The following is a 22,313-nucleotide window of genomic DNA, read 5'->3' as shown; positions in this document are numbered from 1 at the left end:
AAGCCTCCGCTTACAATCCCGTAATAAGAAAAATAAAACTTTGAGCCGCCGCAACAATCGGCCCTAATATTTGCCAAAGCACACCAATGAGCAACAAACCGATTAAAATAAATAACCCAAATGGTTCGATACGACTAAACTGCCAAGCCATTGGCCCAGGCAATAGTCCCGTAACAATTCGCCCACCATCAAGCGGCGGTATAGGTAAAAGATTAAGCACCATTAATATAATATTGATTTGTATACCGGCAAGCCCCATTAAAATCAAGGGTTGCAACACCCCTCCTCCTCCATCAATTACGATCGCAATTTTAGCGACAATCGCCCACATGATGGCCATAATCAAGTTAGACGCAGGCCCCGCCAGTGCGACCAATGCCATATCTCGGCGAGGATTTTTTAAATTTTCCCAAGTAACTGGTACAGGTTTCGCCCAACCGAAAAGAAAGCCACTTCCTGATATTAATAACACAACAGGCACCAGTATCGTGCCAATAGGATCAATGTGTTTAATAGGATTAAGGGTTAACCGTCCCAACATCATCGCGGTAGAGTCACCCAAACGCTTGGCCATCCAGCCATGTGCGGCTTCATGCACTGTAATTGCAAACAGCACAGGCAAAACCCAAATAGCTATTGTTTGTATTATATTCGTATCCATAAGCTCAGAGCTTCTTTAATTCATTCCGTATTTTCTAATGAGTAAATACACTGGCATCACCGCGCCCCTGCCTGATCACTTGTGGCACATCATCCATTAAATCAATCACTGTCGTTGGTTCAAAGCCGCAATAACCGCCATCAATAATCAGGTCAACCTGATGACTTAGCGCATCACGCATTTCGTACGGATCCGTTAAAGGCATATCATCATTGGGTAAAATCAGAGTGGAGCTCATCAAAGGTTCACCCAGCTGCGCCAATAAATCGTGAGCAATATTATTCTCAGGAACGCGCAAACCAATCGTTTTTCGCTTTGCGTGGCGCAGGCGTTTCGGCACTTCCTTGCTGGCCTCAAGAATAAAAGTATAAGGGCCCGGTGTCATTGATTTTAACAAACGATAATTTGTATTGCTCACTTTTGCGTATACAGAAATATCTGAGAGATCTCGGCATAACAAGGTAAAATTATGTTGATGGTCTAATTGACGTATCTGCCTGATACGTTCCATCGCATTTTTATTGCCAATAGCACACCCCAATGCATATCCCGAATCGGTCGGATAGACAATAGTGCCCCCTTGCTGAATACATTGAACGGCTTGAGTGATCAAGCGAACTTGGGGGTTATCCGGGTGTATTACGAAAAACTGGCTCATCGGTCACTACAATTCATACCATCAAACGCGCCATTCTGGACTTTCCCACACGGGAGTACAACCCACTGGCATTTTTGGCAAACGCCCGAGTTCGACATATTGTGTATGCGGTCGATGAAAATCAGAACCTTGCGAAGCATACAGATCAAATTTTTGTGCATAAGCCGACATTTTAATGCTTTCATCAAAGCTATGGCTACTGGAAAGCACCTCAATCGACGCACCACCCAATAACTTAAACTCTGCGAGTAACTTACGGAATTTTGTTGCAGTCATTTTGTATCGCGCAGGATGAGCAATGACAGCAATCCCCCCCGCACCACGAATCCAGTTAATGGTCTCTTCAAGCGTCGCCCACTCCGTTGCAACATAACCGGGTTTATTGGAAACCAAAAAGTTTTTAAAAACCTGCTTTTGATCTTTGGCATAGCCTTTTTCTATTAGAAAATAAGCAAAATGGCTGCGGCTAATAACCTCACCATTTGCATGTTTCATGACACCTTCTAGTACATCTGGAATGCCATAAGCTTCTAGGCGACGCGCCATTTCATGGGCTCGCTCTGTGCGTGTATTTCGTATTTTTTTCAAACCTTCATTTAAAATTTGGTTTGTATGATCCACACACAAACCTACAATATGCAATAGATATTTGTTCCAAGTGACTGATATTTCAACACCAGGTACAACTTTCAGGTCATGATTTTTTGCTGCCAACAATGCTTCAGGAACTCCTGAAAGCCCATCGTGATCAGTCAACGCCAAGACATCTACACCACATTTAGAGGCGCGCGCCACCAGCTCAGTAGGCGTAAGCACACCATCTGAAGCAATAGAGTGACTATGAAGATCGTAACAAAGAGCGCTATTTTCTAACACGTAGGGTTTGTTTCACGTATAATCTGCGTTCGATTTTTATAAACTAACTGATAGACGAGCAAAGATGAAATTCCTGTTTGATTTTTTCCCTATTGTACTCTTTTTTATCGCTTATAAAACTTACGATATTTATGTCGCCACAATCGTTGTCATTGTCGCATCATTTGTTCAAGTTGCCGTGCACTGGTTACAACACCGCCGCTTTGAAAATATGCACTTAATCACTCTGGCTCTGGTTGTTGTGATGGGTGGAGCCACACTTTTGCTGAAAAATGAGCTCTTCATCCAATGGAAACCCACTGTAATCAACTGGTTATTTGCTGCGGTATTTATAGGCAGTCAGTTTTTCTTTGGGAAGAAACCTATCATGCAACGCATGCTGGGAAAAGCGGTTGGTCTGACCGATGCCCTCTGGATTCAACTTAATCTGGCCTGGGCGATCTTTTTTATCATTTCAGGCTTGGCGAACCTTTATGTTGTTTACAATTACGATATGGATGCTTGGGTTAATTTCAAACTATTTGGAATGATGGGAATGACTCTGGTATTTATCGTCGCCCAAGGTATCTGGCTCGCCAAACATATGAAAGCAGTGGAAGTTGAAAAGTAATGTTATACGCCATATTTTCACAAGACGTAAAAAATAGCTTGCCTCTGCGAAAAAATTCACGATCAGCTCATATTGAACGCCTAAACAAGCTGAAAGAACAAGGGCGGCTCATTATTGCTGGGCCTCACCCAGCCAGTGACAGCAATGAGCCCGGTGAAGCAGGTTTTACGGGCAGCTTGGTCATTGCTGAATTTACAACGCTACAAGAAGCAGAAATTTGGGCGAATGACGATCCTTATTTGCAAGCGGGCGTCTACAATCAAGTCACTATTAAGCCGTTTAAAAAGGTTTTACCTTAAATCAACTTGAATACAAAAAAGCCTCAAAATAAACGCGCACTGTTTTGGCATGATGTGGCTATTTTTTCAATCATGGCCATACTTGCTGGCTGTGGTTTAATCTATGAATACCTGCTTTCACACTACGCCGGTCGCATTTTAGGTACAGTAGCAACCTCCATTTTCATCATGATTGGCATCATGATCGTGGCAATGGGAATCGGTGCATTCCTTGCACGCATATTTAAAGACTGCTTTACCGCATTTGCCTGGCTTGAAGTTGCAATCGCGCTGCTCGGGGCAACAGCCGTTTTAATGATCGCCGTTATCTTTTCATTAACACACTTAATGCCACAAATTATCGCCGATGTATATGGCCTGCCCCCTGACCTGGCACCCACCGGTGGCATCATACAAGGGATGATTGCATTTACTAAAATAACACCTTATCTGTTTGGTTTTATTTTGGGGCTGATGATTGGTATGGAAATCCCCCTCATTGCCAAAGTACGTGAAAAACTTTATGGCGAGCACTTAGAGAACAACACAGGGTCTATTTATGGTATTGATTATATTGGCGCAGGTGTGGGCGCTGCACTGTGGGTGACCTTCATGCTGGCCATTGATCCTTATCGCGCAGCAATCATCACCGCCTCTGCCAATATTGTTGCAGGCTTGTTGTTCCTCGCACTATACAGAAAGCGCATCCGTTTCAGCCGACTGCTACTCGCTCTGCACGGCATTGTGGTCGTCGTTATCATCATCATCGCAAATCACGGGTCGAACTGGGATAAAGCAATGGAAGATATGCTTTATCAAGATAAAGTGATCTATCGCATGAACACAAAATATCAACATATCACCATAACAGAACGCACTATGGATCCTGCCAAGCCCCCTGTGCTGACCCTTTACATTAATGGCAGAACACAATTTGCCAGCAATGATGAACATATCTACCATTCCATGCTGACCTACCCCGCGATGGCAGCTTCAGCACGACATGAGAAAATACTCATAGTCGGCGGGGGCGATGGTCTTGCACTGCGTAATGTACTGCAATGGAACCCTGAAAAAGTGACACTACTGGATCTCGACGAACAGGTGATTCAGTTTTTTTCAACGCCTCTTGAAGAAAATGGACGTTTTATTAATGAACCTTTGCTTAAATTAAATGACTACTCTTTTTCTGACCCACGCGTTGAAATTCGTATAGGTGATGCTTACTTGAAAGTGGATGAACTCCTTTCCGAAAACCGCTTTTTTGATACAATCATTGTTGATCTTCCGGATCCCAGCCATCCAGATCTAAACAACCTGTATTCAGCTCGGTTTTATGCCAAACTGGGTAACTTATTATCGGGGGATGGTGCAATATCAATACAATCAACGTCACCGTACCATGCCAAAAATGCCTTCTTGTCAATTGGAAAAACAGTCAAACATGCAGGCTTTAGAAACGTTGATCAATATCACCAAAATGTACCCAGCTTTGGAGAGTGGGGCTGGACAATTGCAACTAAAAATGGCATTTCAGCCAGACAACGCTTGAAAAATATGGAGTCACTCCCAATTAATGATGGCTGGATAACAAAAGGTATCATACTGGCATCATTTGAATTTGGTCGTCACTACTTTGATGGATTGGATCAAATTAAAATAAATCGATCCGGTTCAAATACTGCGTACCTATATCACCACCAAGCATGGGAACAGGAGCAGGGAATTTATGAACATTAATCTTGGAGACAAAATAACAAAGTGAAAAAAATAGAACATTTTATTGAAGCCCTTATTTTCAGCAGCCGCTGGTTACTGGTTCCTTTTTATCTGGGTCTCGTCGCTTGTATCGCCCTGCTTTTGGTTAAATTTATCAAAGAGTTTGCAGGTTTTGTGGTCACTGTTTTTACTGGCACAGGATCAGATGTCGTTATAGGTGTGTTGACACTTATTGATGTTGTGATGATTGCCAATTTATTATTAATTATTATTTTTGCTGGCTATGAAAATTTTGTATCAAAAATTGATGTAGAAAACAGTGAAGATAAACCCAGCTGGATGGGCAAGGTCAGTTTTTCAGACCTGAAAATGAAAATGATGGGCACTATCATTGCCATCTCTGCAATCGAACTGCTGAAAGCTTTTCTTACTGTGGATAACATGTCAAATGAAGATCTTGCCTGGCAAGTCGGGATTCACATGACCTTTGTTGTCTCTATACTATTGTTTGCAGCATCAGACTGGTTGACTGCTAATAAAAAAGGGAAATAGATCATCGAATATTTAGCAACCCCATAATATGTCTTGACAACAAACACCAATACCCCATATTATGTCTACATCATCCTGTAAGGAGAAATCATGAACAACCTAGAAAAACTGAAGGAACTGGAATCTACTTTAAATGGCACACAGACTGAAGAAGGTTTGAACTTTGGAGCTGAAATAATTCCAGGTGAGGTCGATGTACTGCAAGTCACCGTACAAGACCGAGAAGAGTTTCCGATCTATATCACCTTAGATGAAAGCCAGATTCTCTGTGTGACCCACTTATGGCAAGAGTCTGAAGTTAAAAAAGAGCTGCGTGAAGAGTTGCTTGATGCCCTTTTAACCATGAATGTACCGATGCCACTCTCTTCTTTTTCTAAAGTAGGCAGCCAGTATATTCTTTTTGGTGCTCTGACAAGTACCTCTTCGATTGAAGATATTAAATATGAGATATCAGTGCTCAGTGAAAATACACTGGATGCCATCGAAGCCGTCAATGACTATTTGAAATAAACCCGATTTTTTTAGGAGACAATACTTATGAGCATATTAAAACAACTTTGGACAGCCGTTCGTGGCACAGCAACAGAAGCCGGTGAAGCCATCGTCGATACCCAAGCGATTCGTATCATGGAGCAAGAGATGCGTGATGCCAAAAAACATCTGAATCAAGCCAAAGAGAACCTGACTAAAGTGATGGCTGAAAAAATGGGTGTAGAGCGTGAAGTGACCCGTTTGAAAAAAGAGATTACAGAGCATGAAACTTATGCAAGCCAAGCACTTGATAAAGGTGATGAAGAACTTGCCATCGAAATTGCTGACAAAATCGTTGAATTTAGTAACGAACTTGAAGCACAAGAAGAGTTATTCTCCAGTTACGGCAATAGCATCAACAACCTGAAAAGCACGATCAAAACCACTGAGCGTAATGTTAAATCACTGGATCGTGAACTGTCAGTTGTTAAAACGACTGAGAGTGTACAAAAAGCCAGCTCAGCGGCCGCAGCAAAGTTTTCAGGCAGTAACTCTGCCATGACTTCAGCCACAGCATCACTTGAGCGTATCAAACAAAAGCAGCAAAAACGTAGCGATCAGATGAGTGCTGCAATGGATCTGCAAAACGAAACAGATGGCGGTGATCTGAAAGCACGAATGAAAAAAGCCGGAATCGTCAGTGGCGGAGCATCCAGCAATGATGTGTTAGCACGCCTCAAAGCTAAAAAAGATAAAAAAACTAAAAAGTCATAAATCTGGTTAACTAAATAAAGGTATGGTCAGGCATGAGCTTCTTTAAAAGTCTGTTCAACCGCGAGGAGGATAAGTCCCCTTCTCGCCAACTTGAACACCCCAAAGACCTTCAAATTAACGACATCATCAAGTTCAGTTTTACCGCTCAATCAGGCATCAGTAATGAAACCTTCAAAGTGAAGGCGATCAAAACCTACGATTTAGGTGGCGATAGCAAAAAGAAGACTCTGTTTACCCTTGAGGGTGGCCAGTCTATTTTTGATTTGGCAGTCGTTAATGAGCGTGGTCAGGATTTTTTAGAAATATCACAATCCGTGTTGCCTGATACTGTCGAACAAGTTTTTGATATTCAACAATTTGCCCAAATATTTGATTCAGACTCTGGAGTCAATCACGTACTGGAGCGCATGGGTGAACCCGACCACATCAACGGCTGGACAACCTCTCTCTACCGCCAGGAAACGGGGCATCAAGCCTACCTCCATGCTGGAGACTATAGAGAACGTGTACTTTCTCGACTTGAAGATGGCAGTGAAGAGTTTGACTACTATTTATTGGTGAGTGATGACCGTCAATTCAGTATCCAGATTGAAGTGCATGATGGTGGCCGTACTGAAGTGAAATTAACAGTCTACTTGCCTATCAGTAAAATTGAAGAGCTCTGGCCTTCAAAATAATCCGCAAAGGTTATTAAATTGGTCAAAAAAAAACTGCCACAAAACTGGAGTCGCTCGGCAAAAAGCATTCGAGCGATTCAACTTGCTTTCGAGTTCAGCGGCAATATTCCACATATTATTCGTGATGAAGCCAGCAAACTGGGTTTGAGTCCCTCTGATCAAATCAGGAAAATTATTGGTTTGGAAGTCACACCGCCAAAGCGCCCTCGCCTTACAATTTCACTTAATCAGAAAGATTATCAATCTTTAGCCACTCGATATTGCCTGTCACCGGACGATAAAGAGAGCATCAGAGAAGCCATTCGCAACGATTTAATTGAATTTGCAGAAAAAGCCCAAAACGAATAGCATACAAAGCGTTCTGCAATAATCTTGCAGTAACAATATATTATGGAGATAACCTTTTGAACAATTTGAGAAACCTGTCGCAAGTGTTTTTCATTGTTTGCCTGATGCTGGTACTACAAGGCTGCGGCAATCAATATGAAGAGAAGGTTGCTGAAAATTATCAAATGACCGCCCAGCGCATTAGTGATCTTGGCAAATCATTGGATAATAAACAACTGCGTAATGCACTCATCGCTAAAAATTATGCTGACAAACTTATCTATCAGCAACCCGATATGGCAGATATTGCCGATATGCTTGGGCGCGATGCAACTTCTTCTGGTACCCCTTACACAGCACTGAATACCCGCCTTCAAGCGGTCAAGCAAACACCAGAGAATGAACAAGCATTCAATGCATCAATCAATGAACTGAATAATTTATGGGTTGCCTCTGATCCCATCATTTTTAATGATTCACTCCTGGATATTGTCAATACACTGGCTGACCTCTCAGATGGCAAACTCCCCCGAGTCAATATTCCTAAAAAACAAGCTGGTGAGCTTACTACGCCTGGCAACCAATTGGTCGGAAACCCCGGTTACGGCGAATGGAAAACAGACTCTTCGGGCACCTCTTTTTGGGAGTGGTATGGCCAATACATGATGCTCAGCACAGTGGCTAACGCTGTATTTGGTGGCGGCTTTGGTTATAATCGAGGCTTAATCAATCGTGACAACTGGCACAGTCGTCAAAATTACAGCTACCATCAAGATTATGGACGCTCCTCATACGGTAGCGCATCAGATCGTGCGGGTTGGGAAAAAAACAAAGGCAGCCTGGCAAAAAAAGGAATTAAAACGCCTCCAGCCAAAAAATATGGCAGTATTGCTGGTCAAAAACGTCAAAGTAATTATGCGGCAAACCGTGGCTCATCATCCAAACCCAGTGGTTTTGGAAGTGCTTCAAAGCGCGCTTCAACTTATTCATCCTATTCCAGTAGCAGCCGTGGAACTTCATCTGGTTCACGCGGTTTAAAACGTGGCAAGTAATCGACTTTCGAGAGAATGAAAATGGAAAACTTTATCAATATTGATGCGATCACACTAGGCTATTATTTTCTTGATTTCATAGTCGTTGTTGCAATGCTGGCGGGTGTGAAATTAATGATGGGGTTGGTCGCAAGCGTTTCAAACGAACAATCCAGGCAAGCAAACCCTGCACTCGGGATCGCAAAAGCAGGAGCGATTATTGCTATTGCTATCATGCTGATGGGCGTACTTTCAGGTGATATCAGTACCAGCCTACTGGATGAGTTAATACTCATACTTGTTTATGGCGTATCTGGTATTTTTCTAATGTGGCTCACCCGCATTGTATTTGATCGAATTTCCCTGCCTCACATCTCAATTCAAAGTGAGATAATGAAAGGTAATATTGCTGCGGGACTGGTTGATGCCGGCAACATGATCGCAACAGCCATCATTATTCGCGCCGTTATGACTTGGGTCGATGGCAGTGCACTGAGTGATATTTTTATGGTTCTTGGGGGATTTTTGTTATCACAGATTCTACTGCTACTTGCTACGTTATACCGCAGTAAACTATTCGTCTCTCGTCACCCTGGCGGCTCTATTCACCAAGAGATTGAAAAGAATAACATCGCCCTCGCCTTGCGCTTTTCTGGGTATCGTATCGGTGTCGCACTGGCTGTGACGGCGGCCTCCGGCATGGTTGCTTATATTGAAGATAGCTTAACGATTCAAGCGGTACTCTGGTTTGTTGTGGCTTGCATTATGTTTCTATTATTAACGGGAGCTGCTGCTATCACTCGTAAAGTGGTCCTTGCCGGTGTTGACGTTGCTTTAGAGGTCGATAAACAAAAGAATGTTGCGGTGGGAGCCATTGAAGCTGCGATCTATCTAGCGATTGGCTTTCTCTTGGCTGGATTGTTTGCTTGAAATAGCTGCGCATAAATCAGCAATCGTTTGACGTAACATCTCAATCGCTTGGGCACGCCCTTGCAAATTTAATAGCGATACTACTTCAGACCATCTCCTCTTTTGCAAAACTTTTGTCACAAGTAGAGAGCGTTGCATATCGTTTAATAAACCATGACCTTTTGATTCGGTTAATACGCAGACAGTCAATTTCCATAATGGCAACAGTGTGACTTCATAGCCACGTTTGGAAAAAGCAAATGCTTTTATATCACGCCACTCTTCACAATCAATCTGGTCTTTTATACAAACTTTATTTTTTACCAGATTGAACATCAACATTGAAGCAATTTCAGGCTCTAAGTCACACAAAGATTCTGACAGCAAGTGAGGAAAGCAGATGGACAACTTCTGACGTGCTTGTTGATATAAGCTTTCCCCTTTACTTGTTAATGGTTTTAATACCATCACAGCATGACTGCCGCTCACATGCTCTCGTTTCAACCCCAAATGAACGGGATGATAATCAGAATTTCCCCAAAACCGAATAAGTTCACAAGTTGCGCCGAAGCTGGCTCCGATATAATCAAAGCCTTCAACTTTTGCCATTTTTGTAACTTCGGAAAGCAGCTGCGTTCCAAGCCCTCGCCCATGCAACTCTGGATGAACAGCAATACGCATAATACGTGCACACTTCAGTTCAGGCGCATTAACAAGCCCTGCATGTGCAGCCAGTGATTGCGGTATAAGATGTCCTTGTACTCGACGATGACCTTCGTAAATTGCTTTGCTTAATATGCCATCTAAACCGCCTTCTTGTGACACCAGTGCTGTTGCCACAATAAAACCTTCATGGCGCAACACATAAACCGATAAATTGGGCGCATCCAGTAGATGGCGTAAATCATTGGGTCGTGTTCGGTAGTGTGCGAATACAAGCAGTCCAAACAGTTGGGAAAGCATGCTTTCATCATTCACCAGCTCATCACGATTAATGCGTTCAACAATAGAGTTGCTTGGACTTGCCCTATCCACCTGATCTATAGGCGCATAAGATGCGTCTAACATTAAAGCCCGAAAAATAAATCGCTCAACAGGATCATTTTCATCAAAGCGAACGGGCTGCTTTAAATGAACTGTTTTCCATCCTGGTGTACGTTGATCCAATATTTTATGAAAGCGTAAAAAAAAGCCCCGACCGGTTCCTTCATAACCGTGAACAGTCGTTGAAAAAACAATTCTGGAATATTTTTTCAATAGATTTTCCAGCATTGGCACCGGAATTGCCGCCGCTTCATCAACCAACAACAGATCAGTCTGTGGTTTTGATTGACATAATTCGTCAGGGGGTATAAAGACCAGCTTTGTTGCTGGTTCTGGAAATAGTGAAGCGGCATGTTCAAAGAGTATCGCTACGGCCTCTTTACGCGGTGCAGTGACAATAATACGTTGCACGCCTTGCTGAAATAGCTCTGCTGATGCCATCCCTAATGCAGCTGATTTACCGCGCCCACGATCTGCATTTAAAACAATGGGACGGCGACGACGACCTGTTGCTACCTTGATCACGGCATCTATAGCTCGTTGTTGATCCGCTGTTCGACTTGTTACTTTATTACTCTTTTTATGTAAGGCGGGAAGCGCGCTGCTTAATAGTTGGTTTCTCTCTTGTTTTAACAATGTTATATTTGAATCACTGGCAATCACATGAGAAAAGCGCTTTAAAAAACGTCCTTTAATATCAGTTGTTTGATAAGGAATATTTATAAGACGCGTATATTCAGGGTCATTAAACAGTGGCCATTCACTCAATTTTGGCACCAATAATACGAGCACTCCACCACCATGTACCGTACCCGCAACAGCGCCTAAAACATCTGGATTCAGACCCGACCAAGCATCCACAACAACTGCATCAAATTCTTGGCCTAACACTTTTTTTGCTTGCTTATTAGTGAGCGTATTCACGCCATCAGGCGGGCTATCTGACACCCATAATGTAGAAGAAAAACCTGAATCATCAAGCAGCTTTTTTGCATTATCCTGACACCACTCATGTTTACCAGAAAAAACCAGACAAGAGCGGCGATTCGTCATTATTAAGTATCTTTAAAAAGGCCAGACCAAGGGTGCGATAAGTATGGTAATCGCTCCAACTATTATTGTTAAAGGAATACCAATTTTTAGATAATCTTTAAATTGATAGCCGCCAGGGCCCATCACCATTAAGTTTGTTTGGTAACCAATAGGTGTCGCAAAGCTTGCCGATGCAGCCACCATAATGGCAATTAAAAAAGGCATGTAGTTCACATCAAGGTTCTGCGCCGTTTGCAATGCAATTGGAAACATTAATACAGCCGCAGCATTATTTGTGATCATGGCCGTAAATATTGCGGTAATCAAAAATATCATGCTTAACGCAACCCAAGGGTTTCCTGCTGTAAAAGAGATGAGAAGTTGCGCTATTTGCTCAGCGGCTCCGCTGACTTGCATTGCTTGCCCGATTCCAAACGAAGCCGCAATAACGATTAAAACCATCCAGTCAACATTACGCCTGGCACTTGATGCGGAAACACAGCCTGTCAATATCATCAAACCTGCGGCTAACATTGAGGCTTCCAGCATACTCAGGATGTTAAACGTTGCACAAGCCACCATACCAATGAGAATTACTAAAGCAATCGCAGATTTTTCATGTCGAGGCGGAGTTGAATCTTCTATTTTACTGACAAGAAAGAAGTCTTTTGAGTTTTTTTCCTGATCAGCAAATGAGTGGTGGCATTCTAGTAACAAAGTATCACCTGGGCGCAGTACAATATCACCAATTTTTTCATTAATGTGCTCACCATTACGGGCAACAGCAATGATTGCTGCATTATATCTTGTACGAAACCGCCCTTCACGAATACTTTTTCCAACCAAAGGGCAACTATCTGAAACAACAGCTTCAACCAGTGACCGATCAGTACGTGGAGAGTTTAATTTAAAGACCTGATCCGTTGCAGGTGTTAACCCTCGAATTTTGTGTAAATCAACGACAGACTCTACAACCCCTGTAAAAATCAGTCGATCATTCTCTTTTAAATGCTCATAAGAGGAAACAGCCGGCATAATATGACCTTCACGATCAATTTCCATCAAATACATACCAGGCAGATTACGCAATCCAGCATCATTGATACTTTTTCCTGCAAGCGAACTACCTTCCTCCACCAACATTTCGACAATGTAAGAGCGAGAATTAGCCAGTTGGGCAATTGCAGACTGGCGCTCAGGTAATAGCCATCGGCTAAACAACAAAACGAATAACATCACGGCAATTACAACAGGCACGCCCACCCAGGCAATTTCAAACATTCCCAAGCTGGCATGATCAGTCTCCGAAACTAATAAACCATTGACCACCAGATTAGTGCTGGTACCGATCAGCGTACAAGTTCCACCTGCAATGGCTGCATAACTCAGAGGAATCATGAGCTTGGAAACGGCAAACTGGTATTTTTTCGCCCATTCACTCACGACAGGAATTAACATGGCAACAACAGGTGTATTGTTCATGAAAGCACTCATCACGGCAACGGGAGCCATCAATCGGCTTTGTGCATGTTGAAGTGATTTCGGCTGACCTAAAAGAGTCGGAACAAATGAGTTTATTGCGCCAGTTTCCCGCACTCCTGCGGCAACGACATACAACATTCCAATCGTAACCATACCTTCATTTGAAAGACCAATCAGCGCTGCTTGTGGTGTCAGCACACCACTTAATAAAAGAAGTGTTAACCCACCGACCAGCACCATATCTGGTGCCAGTCGTGTCAAGCTCAGGATACCAAAACAGAGCGCAATAACACTTAACGTGAACCAGGCTTCCCACATCATTGCTAAATATAGGCTCGCTTAAATTGTTCCAGAAATTCATTCAGCATATTTTCAGGTAAATTATTAATACCCGCAGCAGCTTTACGTCCGCCTCCCGTTGGAAAACTGCGGCATAACAAATCAGCACCATCCTTATTTGAAAAAGGGGCTCTGACACTGACAAGATAACCACCGTCACTTCGCTCAGTGAGCAGTGCATGAGCCCGATTTGGATTTTCACTTGCAAGTTTGTTGGCATAAACACCACTCACACGTCGCGCCCAAACTTCATTAGGAAATAGTAAAACAGCATGTGCATCATCGGCTTTCATCATTTTGATATTTTCAGCCTTCTGCATATCCTGGCGATAACCATCACACAAGCTTTTATAAGCATCTGACTCTTTTTCAATAAACTCAAAAGGTGACTCATAAGGCCGAATCAAATTAAATAATACAGTCGGCGTAAAATGCAGATCATCTAATGAAGCTCCGTATGCATTATAGTTCATACACTCTCCCAACTGGCGGAGTAGAATTTTTTGTTCGCTATTTAGTGACTTACCTACTTGCTCTGCCGTTACAGCCAGGTTATCCCCATATGCTCCAACGACGGCCCAATCAGAAAACTTTCCATTTAAATATTGATTGACAAGTATGCTGGTACAAACATCTGAAGATGGATTAATCATTGCATCCAGACGCTCATTTTCAGGAATGTCACCGGCAAAATGATGGTCAAAGTATTGAACTTTGACACCTGTATTTAATAGCCTTAATAAACTTCCCCTATTCTTATCCAGCGAGATATCCAATACAGTTACAAAATCACCCGCGTCTGCATCAACACGATTCAGTAACGCAATATCTCTTTTTACACCTGTTACAAGCTGACTTGCCTGTGGGCTTTCCAGTCTGAGCTGTTGCAGAGCACAAATACCATCCGCATCACCATTAAATACATCGCAATATTTCATTAAAAATTTTCCAAAACAGTAAAAAACCGCTTTTCCAGTTGCCTATTAAGTTCATCGGGTACCAAACCTACTGCATACCAAGAGTGTTCAATCTCCAAGCGTGTAGAGTTTTTATCTTTTGGTTCACTATTTTTCATCTCATCCGCCAGAATAGCCACTTGATACTGCATTCGTTCCAGCTTGACCTCTTCCGGCGACGGAACGCCAGCAAGAACCTCCAAACGTAAACAGAGCTTCTCTTTTGCTAACTGATTTGATTGGCAATACGCATCAATATCAGCAGTGATATCCTCACCAACTTTATGCCTATCAAGAGAAGATTTTGTATTTTCATAACGCATGACTATCGCGGCATCAATAGCTGAGCTCTGGCTTTCGAGTGCGTTCCATTGTTCATCAATCGCTAATATTTTATCTTCTAAATCAGCTTTCTCAATATTGGCACTCACGACTTCTCCTAATAGTTTTTCAAGGTCGCTGCATATTTTGTGTTTTAATTTCAGTTGTTCTTTTTTAATTTTCTTTTGATTTTTAATATAGTTATTATAATTTACTTCAAATTGCTCGCATACACTTTCAAAGCGTTGGCTGGATGATTTAAACTCTTTTTTAGGCACAGCACCTAACTGTTGCCACTTATCTTTTAAATCTTGAAATTTTTCGACCTCGACTTGAATCAACTCCACATCGTTCTTTGCTAAAGATGAAATTTCATCACATAAAATCTCTTTTGCTGTCAAATTATTCAACTGCTCTTGATGTGCTGCCTCATTTTTTTCATCACGACGATCGAATATATCATCACAAATAACACGTAAATCTTTCCAAAGAGCTCTGTCATCTAATGCATTACCAACAATTTTCCACACCGCTTGAATTTGTTTAATCTGAAGAATAGCTTGCTGTATATCAATTTCTTCTTCATTCAATTTTGTTCGCACGTCTTCAGACTGTTTGATTAACTCTAATTTTTTATTTTTATTCTCAATCCGATTGTTTTTTGTGGCACGACGTAATTGATTCATCACTTTACGAAAACGACTGTTAATCGTTTTAAGGTATTTGCGATCAACAAAGCCAGCTTCATGCCACTCTTGTTGTGCTGCACGGATAATTTTTTCTGCTGCAGCCCAGTCAATGCTTCCTTGCTCAACCTGTATTTTTTGCAAGTCAGCATATTTTTCCAAACCTTCACAAACTGCCTCTTTTTGTTTTAAGCTTTGCTCGCGCTGCTGCGATTGAGCATTAAAATAGCCTTTGCAAGGCTCATAAGCACGGTGACAAGCATCATTAAAACGTTCCCAAAACTTTTTATCATCACTGGCACCTGTCGTTTTCCATTCATCGCGGGCTACTTTCACTAAACGAGCCACTTCACCCAAATCATAATCGGGGTTTTCCTGATTTTTTTCGACTTCAACTGCAAGCTGCTCCATCTCTTGACAAAGACGCTCTTTAACAGGAAGGCTCGACCAATCATGCCAATTTTTTAGCTCATTCAGCTCCGCAGAATATCTTTGAAAGCGCTGCTTTTTATCGTGATCAACTAGTAATTTCAAGCTCTTTTCGGGTATTTTTTCCAGTATTTTTCGTCCCTGGTTGACTAATTTGGCCGCATGTCGCACTTCCCCATTATCCAGTGTCGTCCCGATCTCAATCACTAATGATTCAAATAGAAGAGCACTCTCTTTACATTCAGTTTCCTGTTGTTTGAATTTTTCATGAAGTGTTTGAAAACCGGCTGTCACTAAATCTATCAGTGAACGCTCCAACTTATAATCAAGAGGCCTAGGTAATTCGCTCCATCGTTTTTCCAGACTTTTAATGTTGCGAATATTTAAGTGCTGATTGTTATTTTCAGTAGAAATATTTTCTAATAAATTCAGAGCTTTATATTTTGACTCTGTATGAAGCTCGATTCCTTTTTGATAAATATTTAATTTTTCACAAACCTGCTCAAAACGAGCGCTGTACAGTGCCACATCTTCTGGTGCTTTATTTTGCAGTTCTTTCCACTGTATATTAGCTGACCTCAAATACTGCTCAATAACCTTCGCATCATCAGGCTCAGGTGAAGATTTCCCTGAGTAATCTGAAGCTATCGTTTCCAACGTTTCACACAACTCAACGATCACTGCTCTCATCGGCGCATGTTCAGCTTCATAAGCACGCTTTTCAGCTTCTTTTTCATTCTGTATAGCGAGTGATGAAGCGTATTCATTACACAGCTCTGTGAACCTCTCATCTAACTGTTCATTCCATACCCCATAGTTTTTCGCATCACTCCACTCCGCTTCCAGCCCATGCCAAGTTGAGAGCAAACTTTCATAGCGACTCTTCGTTTGCTGCCACTCCCTATTTTTTTTATTAACCTGTATTAACAATGAAAGATCTTTCGCACACTGCTTTGCTTCAGCTTTAAGACGCTCGGGGCGTTCCTCTTCTGCGACCAATACAGCAACACGTTCTTTAGCGAGCGTACTTATTTTTTTATCTGTTGTACGACTCTTTTTTGCCACTCTCGCCAAAGTAGAGCGCTGCATAATTTTTTGCAATGCCGCCATACGTATTGAAGCATTATCATCATTAATGGCTAAATCACCCAAAAATGCTTGGCGCTCAATACGATCAAGAGCCGCTTGCTTTAGTTTGAGTTGACTGCTTGATTTTGCAACGTGTTCCAGTAACTTTTCATCTGTTGTTTTTTGAATAATTTCAAAACACGCTTCTATATCAACATTTTCACCTGTCAACAGTTGATGAAGTCGTCGACTCGCAACCGATTTCACTCGGCTATCGTGGCCATCATTTGCAACTTTCTGCACAACATCAATGAACCTGAGCCTTCGAACAGCGATGATCCGTAACTCACTTCCAGGGTCATTTTGTGCCACTTGCGAATAAATAATCTGGGACTCTTTTTTCCCCGGAATCAGCTCAAGAACTGCTTGCTTACGAACCTCAAGCTTCTTGTGCTTCCATTTTGGAGTTAAAAATCGGCTAAATATATTCATATAGATTAGTATTTTTATGTGTATAACAGTAGTTTAAGAACGAGCACGAAATAATGGGATTGTAATAGAGTCGAGGTGGGAAGTGTCAAGGTGAGCTATAAAAAATTACAAATGCAATGGCATAATCGCCATCATCAGAAAGACTTAATTGTGTATTACTAATTTTATAATTAATCATAAACTGCTCTGCCTGCCCGAAAAATTCAAGCAATGGTTTACCATTTTTATTATTTGAAACACCTATATGAGGTAAAGAAAGCCCATCCCTAAAACCTGTACCAAAAGCCTTGGCTGAAGCTTCTTTAGCAGCAAAACGCTTCGCTAAAAACCTTGCAGGTTGTGCCGTCTGCTCCATATTTAAAAGCTCATTCGGTGTCAATATACGTTGAGAAAATTTCCTGCCAAAACGCTTGAATATTTTCTCCATACGAGGAACATACACAATATCGGTGCCGACCCCATAAATCACAGACTCCGCGCCAGATACATGAGCTGCTTCATCTCTTTAACCGCACAAGAAAGCCCAACAAACAGAGCACGTGCAATAATTGCATGACCAATATTTAATTCAACAATATCAGATAACGCTGCAATCTGGGTCACATTATGATAGTTCAAACCGTGGCCTGCATTGACGTGCAAGCCCATTTTTTTTCCATGTTCTACCGCTTTAGTGATACGTTCAAGCTCTTGGCGACGTTTTTGTGGATTATTTGCATCAGCAAAGTGCCCCGTATGAATTTCAATCACCGGTGCGCCCACATTTGCTGCGGCATCAATTTGATCAAGATCTGCATCAATAAAAAGGGATACCCGCACACCTGCTGCTTGTAATTTACAGCACGCATCGGCGATGCGTGATGTTTGCCCTAATACGTCCAGACCACCTTCAGTCGTAAGCTCTTCACGACTTTCAGGAACAAGGCAGCAGTCCTCAGGTTGAATACGTTCAGCAATGGCAAGCATTTCATTCGTCACTGCCATTTCAAGGTTCATTCGTGTTTGTAAAATTTCTTTAAATATTTCTACATCACGCTCTTGAATATGACGACGATCTTCACGCAAGTGTAGAGTAATAACGTCTGCACCCGCTTGCTCGGCCTCTATTGCTGCCTGTACAGGGTCTGGGTATCGTGTCCCCCGAGCTTCACGCAATGTTGCAACATGATCAATATTAACACCTAACAATATAGGCTGAACTGCATCCACACCAAACTCCGCTAATCAATAAATCAGATTAGCTTATTATAGACTAGGAGCCTGCCCGAGAATAGGAGCCGTAGCGAGGGAAAGGCTTTTTAGCTGTTAAAGTAATTTAGTAATATTCTCGGCGGCTCTTTTTACGTCAAGAAAAATCAGACCTAATCTGGCATTCGGTTTAGCAAGTACAGATAGAACAGCATCTTCTCCAGAGTGAGTCATCAAAACATAGCCTTGATTACCCTTTATCATAACTTGTTCCAGACTCCCCCGGGCTAACTCTTGAGCCGTTCGATCACCTAAAGAGAGCATGGCGGCCGACATTGCGCCAACACGATCTTCATCCATGCCACTCGGCAACAGTGCGGCAATCATTAAACCATCAGTAGAAATAACAGCTGAAGCCTCAATATCGGCTGAAGTTCCATTTAAATCGCTGAGAATTGACGAAATCATTTCTTCACGCATTGTTTCTATACTCCTTGAATCATTTCAGTGTTGTAAAATAATTTTACTTGGCTACTTATGAATAACGCCTTCCTAACAACCAAACCAAATCAACGAAAGCAGACTGATTTAAGTTAGGCAAACCCGACAAAACCAGCACAAAGTGGCTTGAGCCAATATAAATAGGCCAAAACCCTAATTGGCTATTACCTGCAGCATCAATCACACCCCATGCAGATACTGTAATACTCAAGTTGTTTTTCAACAACCCTTCGTGACGATCGTGCAGTTTTGATAAATCAGCACTCAGTGCTGAAATTTCCTCGGCAGCTTCATGGGGAAAACCATGTGTTGCAAGATAAAAACCATCACCATCTGCAAGTAGTGCTTTTCCATTAATCGTGAGGGCTTCCAGCAAATGAGGAAGCTCTTCTTCAATCGTGCCTAATGGAGCTTTCTTTGATGCTATACTCCCTTGTATCCAACCCAGATTTTGCATTCGGTGTATAAGATCTAAAACATCATCGCTATGCTCATCATTAAAGCCCCACGAATGCAGCTCATCCAAATCAAACAGCTGAGTACTACTTTGAGCTAACAAGTGAAGTAATAACTTACGCGCAATATCCTCTGATTGACTGGACACTGCATAGTATGCGCCTGCCGGAGTTGGCGTAACATATCGGTTTTCGGCGATTTGATAGTTTGACATTACCCCCCCAGCCCAGGATCTAGTGAATAAAGCAGTGCCTGCACCATAATTGAAACGTCATCACGTTGACGCGCATCAACAGAAAATACCGGAACATTTAAATTCATTTTCTGCAACTCAGTATGATAATCATCAATTCGCGGATGTGATGCCAAATCCACCTGGGTCACACCAATGACAACCTTTGTCTGCTCAATAAAGCCTTTGAATGAGTTCATGAAAAAGTGCAAATCCAAAAAAGGGTCATTACGTGCATTATTAAGCAATAACACCAATCCCAACCCTCCTTCGCTAAGAATATCCCACATAAAATTGAATCTTTCCTGGCCGGGCGTACCATAGAGATGAATACACTCATCTCCACCAAGCTTCATCACACCATAATCCATCGCGACTGTGGTGGTTGGTTTCAGCTCTTTTGTCATATCACTGGCCTGTTCATCTGTCGTCACAGGAGGAACATCACTCAAAGCTGCGATTGCAGTACTTTTACCCGCACCGACTGGGCCTGTGAATATTATTTTATAGTTGCTCATCTGATACCCAAACTTTTTTATTTACCATCACTTTCAATGATATTACGCCCCATATTCGAGTTATTAACCCGACCTTTTAATGTGACTTAAAATCCGCTTAAATAAACTGCGATGTTTATGTTTTTTAACATCCACTGAGGTCGAACTCTTCTGTACCGCAGTGTTGATCAAACCAATCGAATGAGCGGCTGTATAAAAAGAAAAAACATGCTGAACCGGGACTTTAAGCACTTTAGCAACCAATAAAGGCGAGTACGGCCTATCATTCCACAATGCGGAAATACGTAATGCATTAGGTGTCATCATGAGGCGTGTAAAATTAGGCCATTGTTTTAATGATGTGTGTGCTGCGACCTGAGTACCTTCCGGCACACGGCCATTTGATGTCCATATCGCAACTTTCCAGATAAAAGATTCCAGCGACTGTTTTTCAGCACTTGGGTCTATAGCGTCTGATTGCTCTGTCGTAAAAGGCCGAATATTGACCGCGTTATCCAGCTTAACAAAGCACAAGGACTTCAGTTCATCATCCGTCATACTGGTTACAACTTCGGCACTTTTTGGCAATAAAGTAATAGGCTTAACTCCACCCACCAGCTGGTCTTCAATTCTAACAGGCTGATTACTGGAAAATGCTTGATTGCGTGCTTGAAGTAAATACCCTAACAGTAGATCCGAAGCATCAAAATATATCGACTCTTCTCTATTTTCTTCGTAAGAATCAATTTCTTGAGTTGTGCTGCTTCTTTCCATTGATTCCAGCATTTTAGTTGCATTACGCGTTCTTTTTAAACGCTGTGTTTCTCTTGTTGCTTGTTTGACTTTTACTGACGATAAAGTAGCGGGTGGAGGCTGAGGAGACTTAGGCTCACTAACCGGCAAACAGGCAAGTGCTTTAATCAGCCGATCAACACGCATTGGCTTTTGTACAAAAATAAACTCGGAGTCACCTTGTTGCTCTAGTTCAGGGCGTTTTATTGCAATCAAAATCGTAGGCAGTGATGGGTGACGTTTTCGATACTTGATCAATAACTCTTCAGCCCCCAAACTATCCATATTAATAATGGCAGCCGTTGCAACAGATTCTTCGGCCAACTCATACATACCATTTCCAGGGCCGGCAAAAACCATTCGAAGCATTTCACGTGAGCGCTGATCAACGCCAAATGCAACCATTTTAGTCGGTGAAGTCAAGTTGACACCTCACTTTTTTCAAAAAGTTCGTTCAAGCGATTCCACTCTTCAACCGCCGCCAATGGTTTTCGGCCTAATTTAACGAACATTCTGTTAAATGCATTTGCATCTTCTGTATGTCGGTAAATTTCCAACAACTCTATATTAAGAGCTTCATTACCACGATCCAGCAACAAACTTGACTCTAGAAGCTTCCTCCCTTCATCAATCATCCCTGAATCAACAAGATCCCGTGCTTCCTCCAGAGGTGACCTGATATCCATGTCATCCATTGAGCACTTATATACAAGCCGACTGGCTCCTACAAAACTACCACTTAACATAGAATAAGGCGTGCATGGCAATAACTCATCAGTCGTTATTCCCCGATCCAATACGCCAAGAAGTTGTGAATAACGAGCACAGCCAATAACTTCGGCAACCATATTCAACATTCTTTGCCGTATCAAAAACCCCTTATCCCCAAGTGCGATAAATAGGTCTAACAACGCTCCATAGACCGCGTCTGGATTTTGAAATTTTGAATAAATAATAATTCGCTGAGTATGGCTCTCCAGATCAGCAATCCGTCGAACAATTTTGCGCGCCAGATGGTTTGAAACCCGCTCACCTAACGCTCGGTCACCCTCAATGATGCTCAAGTTTGAAAGGAAGGCCGGTTCGATTAAGGCATTGCTCCCCAATGCTCGACCGGATGTCTCTTTTTGAATCAACAATACACTATCCATCGACTACTATATTTTCCATAATTTTCATAACAAAAGCACCCTTTCACTTTCGTAAAGTCGCATCCTGCTTTAATTATCGACCCAACACATTAAATATATTAATA

Annotated in this window: 24 protein-coding genes; 10 read left to right on the top strand and 14 right to left on the bottom strand. The window is 42.1% G+C overall.

The genetic code is table 11. The annotated features are described in order from the left end of the window. Positions 1 to 10: 10 nt before the first annotated feature. The 3 genes from L3J70_06255 to L3J70_06245 are packed head-to-tail and all read right to left on the bottom strand — an operon-like array spanning position 11 to position 2,195. Positions 11 to 661: a site-2 protease family protein gene (locus L3J70_06255; GenBank protein ID MCF6235963.1), complete on the bottom strand. Its 651-nt coding sequence runs from the start codon at positions 659 to 661 to the stop codon at positions 11 to 13. A gap of 34 nt (positions 662 to 695) precedes the next feature. Beyond that, positions 696 to 1,319: a threonylcarbamoyl-AMP synthase gene (locus L3J70_06250; protein MCF6235962.1), complete on the bottom strand. Its 624-nt coding sequence runs from the start codon at positions 1,317 to 1,319 to the stop codon at positions 696 to 698. Between the two features lie 21 nt (positions 1,320 to 1,340). Continuing rightward, complete coding sequence (locus tag L3J70_06245) at positions 1,341 to 2,195, bottom strand: PHP domain-containing protein (protein MCF6235961.1); 855 nt, start codon at positions 2,193 to 2,195, stop codon at positions 1,341 to 1,343. A 64-nt stretch (positions 2,196 to 2,259) separates the two neighbouring features. Here L3J70_06245 and L3J70_06240 point away from each other — a divergent pair, with 64 nt between their 5' ends. The 10 genes from L3J70_06240 to L3J70_06195 all read left to right on the top strand — a co-directional run bounded on the left by L3J70_06240 (position 2,260) and on the right by L3J70_06195 (position 9,564). Continuing rightward, positions 2,260 to 2,805 carry a septation protein A gene (locus L3J70_06240; GenBank protein MCF6235960.1) on the top strand — a complete coding sequence of 182 codons (546 nt, stop codon included), beginning with the start codon at positions 2,260 to 2,262 and terminating at the stop codon, positions 2,803 to 2,805. Continuing rightward, positions 2,805 to 3,104 (top strand): YciI family protein, encoded by a 300-nt coding sequence (locus tag L3J70_06235; protein ID MCF6235959.1) that lies wholly within the window; start codon positions 2,805 to 2,807, stop codon positions 3,102 to 3,104. The genes L3J70_06240 and L3J70_06235 overlap by 1 nt, the downstream gene beginning before the upstream one ends. A 72-nt stretch (positions 3,105 to 3,176) precedes the next feature. Beyond that, positions 3,177 to 4,823, top strand: a complete 1,647-nt coding sequence (locus L3J70_06230) for a polyamine aminopropyltransferase (protein ID MCF6235958.1) — start codon at positions 3,177 to 3,179, stop codon at positions 4,821 to 4,823. 21 nt (positions 4,824 to 4,844) lie between these two features. After that, positions 4,845 to 5,354: a TIGR00645 family protein gene (locus L3J70_06225; GenBank protein MCF6235957.1), complete on the top strand. Its 510-nt coding sequence runs from the start codon at positions 4,845 to 4,847 to the stop codon at positions 5,352 to 5,354. A 90-nt stretch (positions 5,355 to 5,444) separates the two neighbouring features. Next, a complete protein-coding gene (locus L3J70_06220) occupies positions 5,445 to 5,864 on the top strand; it encodes a YjfI family protein (protein MCF6235956.1) in 420 nt (139 codons plus the stop codon). A gap of 27 nt (positions 5,865 to 5,891) precedes the next feature. Then, positions 5,892 to 6,599 carry a PspA/IM30 family protein gene (locus L3J70_06215; GenBank protein ID MCF6235955.1) on the top strand — a complete coding sequence of 236 codons (708 nt, stop codon included), beginning with the start codon at positions 5,892 to 5,894 and terminating at the stop codon, positions 6,597 to 6,599. Positions 6,600 to 6,631: 32 nt separating this feature from the next. Beyond that, positions 6,632 to 7,276 (top strand): hypothetical protein, encoded by a 645-nt coding sequence (locus L3J70_06210; protein ID MCF6235954.1) that lies wholly within the window; start codon positions 6,632 to 6,634, stop codon positions 7,274 to 7,276. 18 nt (positions 7,277 to 7,294) lie between these two features. Then, a complete protein-coding gene (locus tag L3J70_06205; protein MCF6235953.1) occupies positions 7,295 to 7,624 on the top strand; it encodes a hypothetical protein in 330 nt (109 codons plus the stop codon). 56 nt (positions 7,625 to 7,680) lie between these two features. Next, entirely contained in the window at positions 7,681 to 8,655 is a 975-nt protein-coding gene (locus tag L3J70_06200) for a hypothetical protein (protein ID MCF6235952.1), read from the top strand. A gap of 21 nt (positions 8,656 to 8,676) precedes the next feature. Then, complete coding sequence (locus tag L3J70_06195) at positions 8,677 to 9,564, top strand: DUF350 domain-containing protein (protein MCF6235951.1); 888 nt, start codon at positions 8,677 to 8,679, stop codon at positions 9,562 to 9,564. Here the strand turns inward: L3J70_06195 and L3J70_06190 are convergent. The 11 genes from L3J70_06190 to L3J70_06140 form a co-directional block, all read right to left on the bottom strand. Next, on the bottom strand, positions 9,526 to 11,640 hold the full coding sequence (locus L3J70_06190; GenBank protein MCF6235950.1) for a GNAT family N-acetyltransferase: 2,115 nt from the start codon (positions 11,638 to 11,640) through the stop codon (positions 9,526 to 9,528). The genes L3J70_06195 and L3J70_06190 overlap by 39 nt on opposite strands. A 12-nt stretch (positions 11,641 to 11,652) precedes the next feature. Next, positions 11,653 to 13,422, bottom strand: a complete 1,770-nt coding sequence (locus L3J70_06185; GenBank protein ID MCF6235949.1) for an SLC13 family permease — start codon at positions 13,420 to 13,422, stop codon at positions 11,653 to 11,655. A 2-nt stretch (positions 13,423 to 13,424) separates the two neighbouring features. Further along, the gene (locus tag L3J70_06180) at positions 13,425 to 14,378 is read right to left on the bottom strand and encodes a DHH family phosphoesterase (GenBank protein MCF6235948.1); all 954 of its coding nucleotides are present in this window, start codon (positions 14,376 to 14,378) and stop codon (positions 13,425 to 13,427) included. After that, positions 14,378 to 17,392 carry a DUF349 domain-containing protein gene (locus L3J70_06175; GenBank protein MCF6235947.1) on the bottom strand — a complete coding sequence of 1,005 codons (3,015 nt, stop codon included), beginning with the start codon at positions 17,390 to 17,392 and terminating at the stop codon, positions 14,378 to 14,380. The genes L3J70_06180 and L3J70_06175 overlap by 1 nt, the downstream gene beginning before the upstream one ends. A gap of 85 nt (positions 17,393 to 17,477) precedes the next feature. Beyond that, a complete protein-coding gene (gene acpS, locus L3J70_06170) occupies positions 17,478 to 17,819 on the bottom strand; it encodes a holo-ACP synthase (GenBank protein ID MCF6235946.1) in 342 nt (113 codons plus the stop codon). A 38-nt stretch (positions 17,820 to 17,857) separates the two neighbouring features. Further along, a complete protein-coding gene (pdxJ, locus tag L3J70_06165; protein ID MCF6235945.1) occupies positions 17,858 to 18,601 on the bottom strand; it encodes a pyridoxine 5'-phosphate synthase in 744 nt (247 codons plus the stop codon). A 96-nt stretch (positions 18,602 to 18,697) separates the two neighbouring features. After that, positions 18,698 to 19,060 (bottom strand): roadblock/LC7 domain-containing protein, encoded by a 363-nt coding sequence (locus L3J70_06160; GenBank protein ID MCF6235944.1) that lies wholly within the window; start codon positions 19,058 to 19,060, stop codon positions 18,698 to 18,700. Positions 19,061 to 19,115: 55 nt separating this feature from the next. Continuing rightward, a complete protein-coding gene (locus L3J70_06155) occupies positions 19,116 to 19,751 on the bottom strand; it encodes a hypothetical protein (GenBank protein ID MCF6235943.1) in 636 nt (211 codons plus the stop codon). Beyond that, the gene (locus L3J70_06150) at positions 19,751 to 20,287 is read right to left on the bottom strand and encodes an ATP/GTP-binding protein (protein ID MCF6235942.1); all 537 of its coding nucleotides are present in this window, start codon (positions 20,285 to 20,287) and stop codon (positions 19,751 to 19,753) included. The genes L3J70_06155 and L3J70_06150 overlap by 1 nt, the downstream gene beginning before the upstream one ends. Before the next feature lie 63 nt (positions 20,288 to 20,350). Then, positions 20,351 to 21,481 (bottom strand): hypothetical protein, encoded by a 1,131-nt coding sequence (locus tag L3J70_06145; GenBank protein MCF6235941.1) that lies wholly within the window; start codon positions 21,479 to 21,481, stop codon positions 20,351 to 20,353. Beyond that, entirely contained in the window at positions 21,478 to 22,209 is a 732-nt protein-coding gene (locus tag L3J70_06140; protein MCF6235940.1) for a hypothetical protein, read from the bottom strand. Before L3J70_06140 ends, L3J70_06145 begins: the two co-directional genes overlap by 4 nt. Positions 22,210 to 22,313: the final 104 nt, after the last annotated feature.

Source organism: Gammaproteobacteria bacterium (assembly GCA_021648145.1).
Classification (GTDB): domain Bacteria; phylum Pseudomonadota; class Gammaproteobacteria; order JAADGQ01; family JAADGQ01; genus S141-38.
This window is presented reverse-complemented; position numbering and strand designations above follow the sequence as displayed.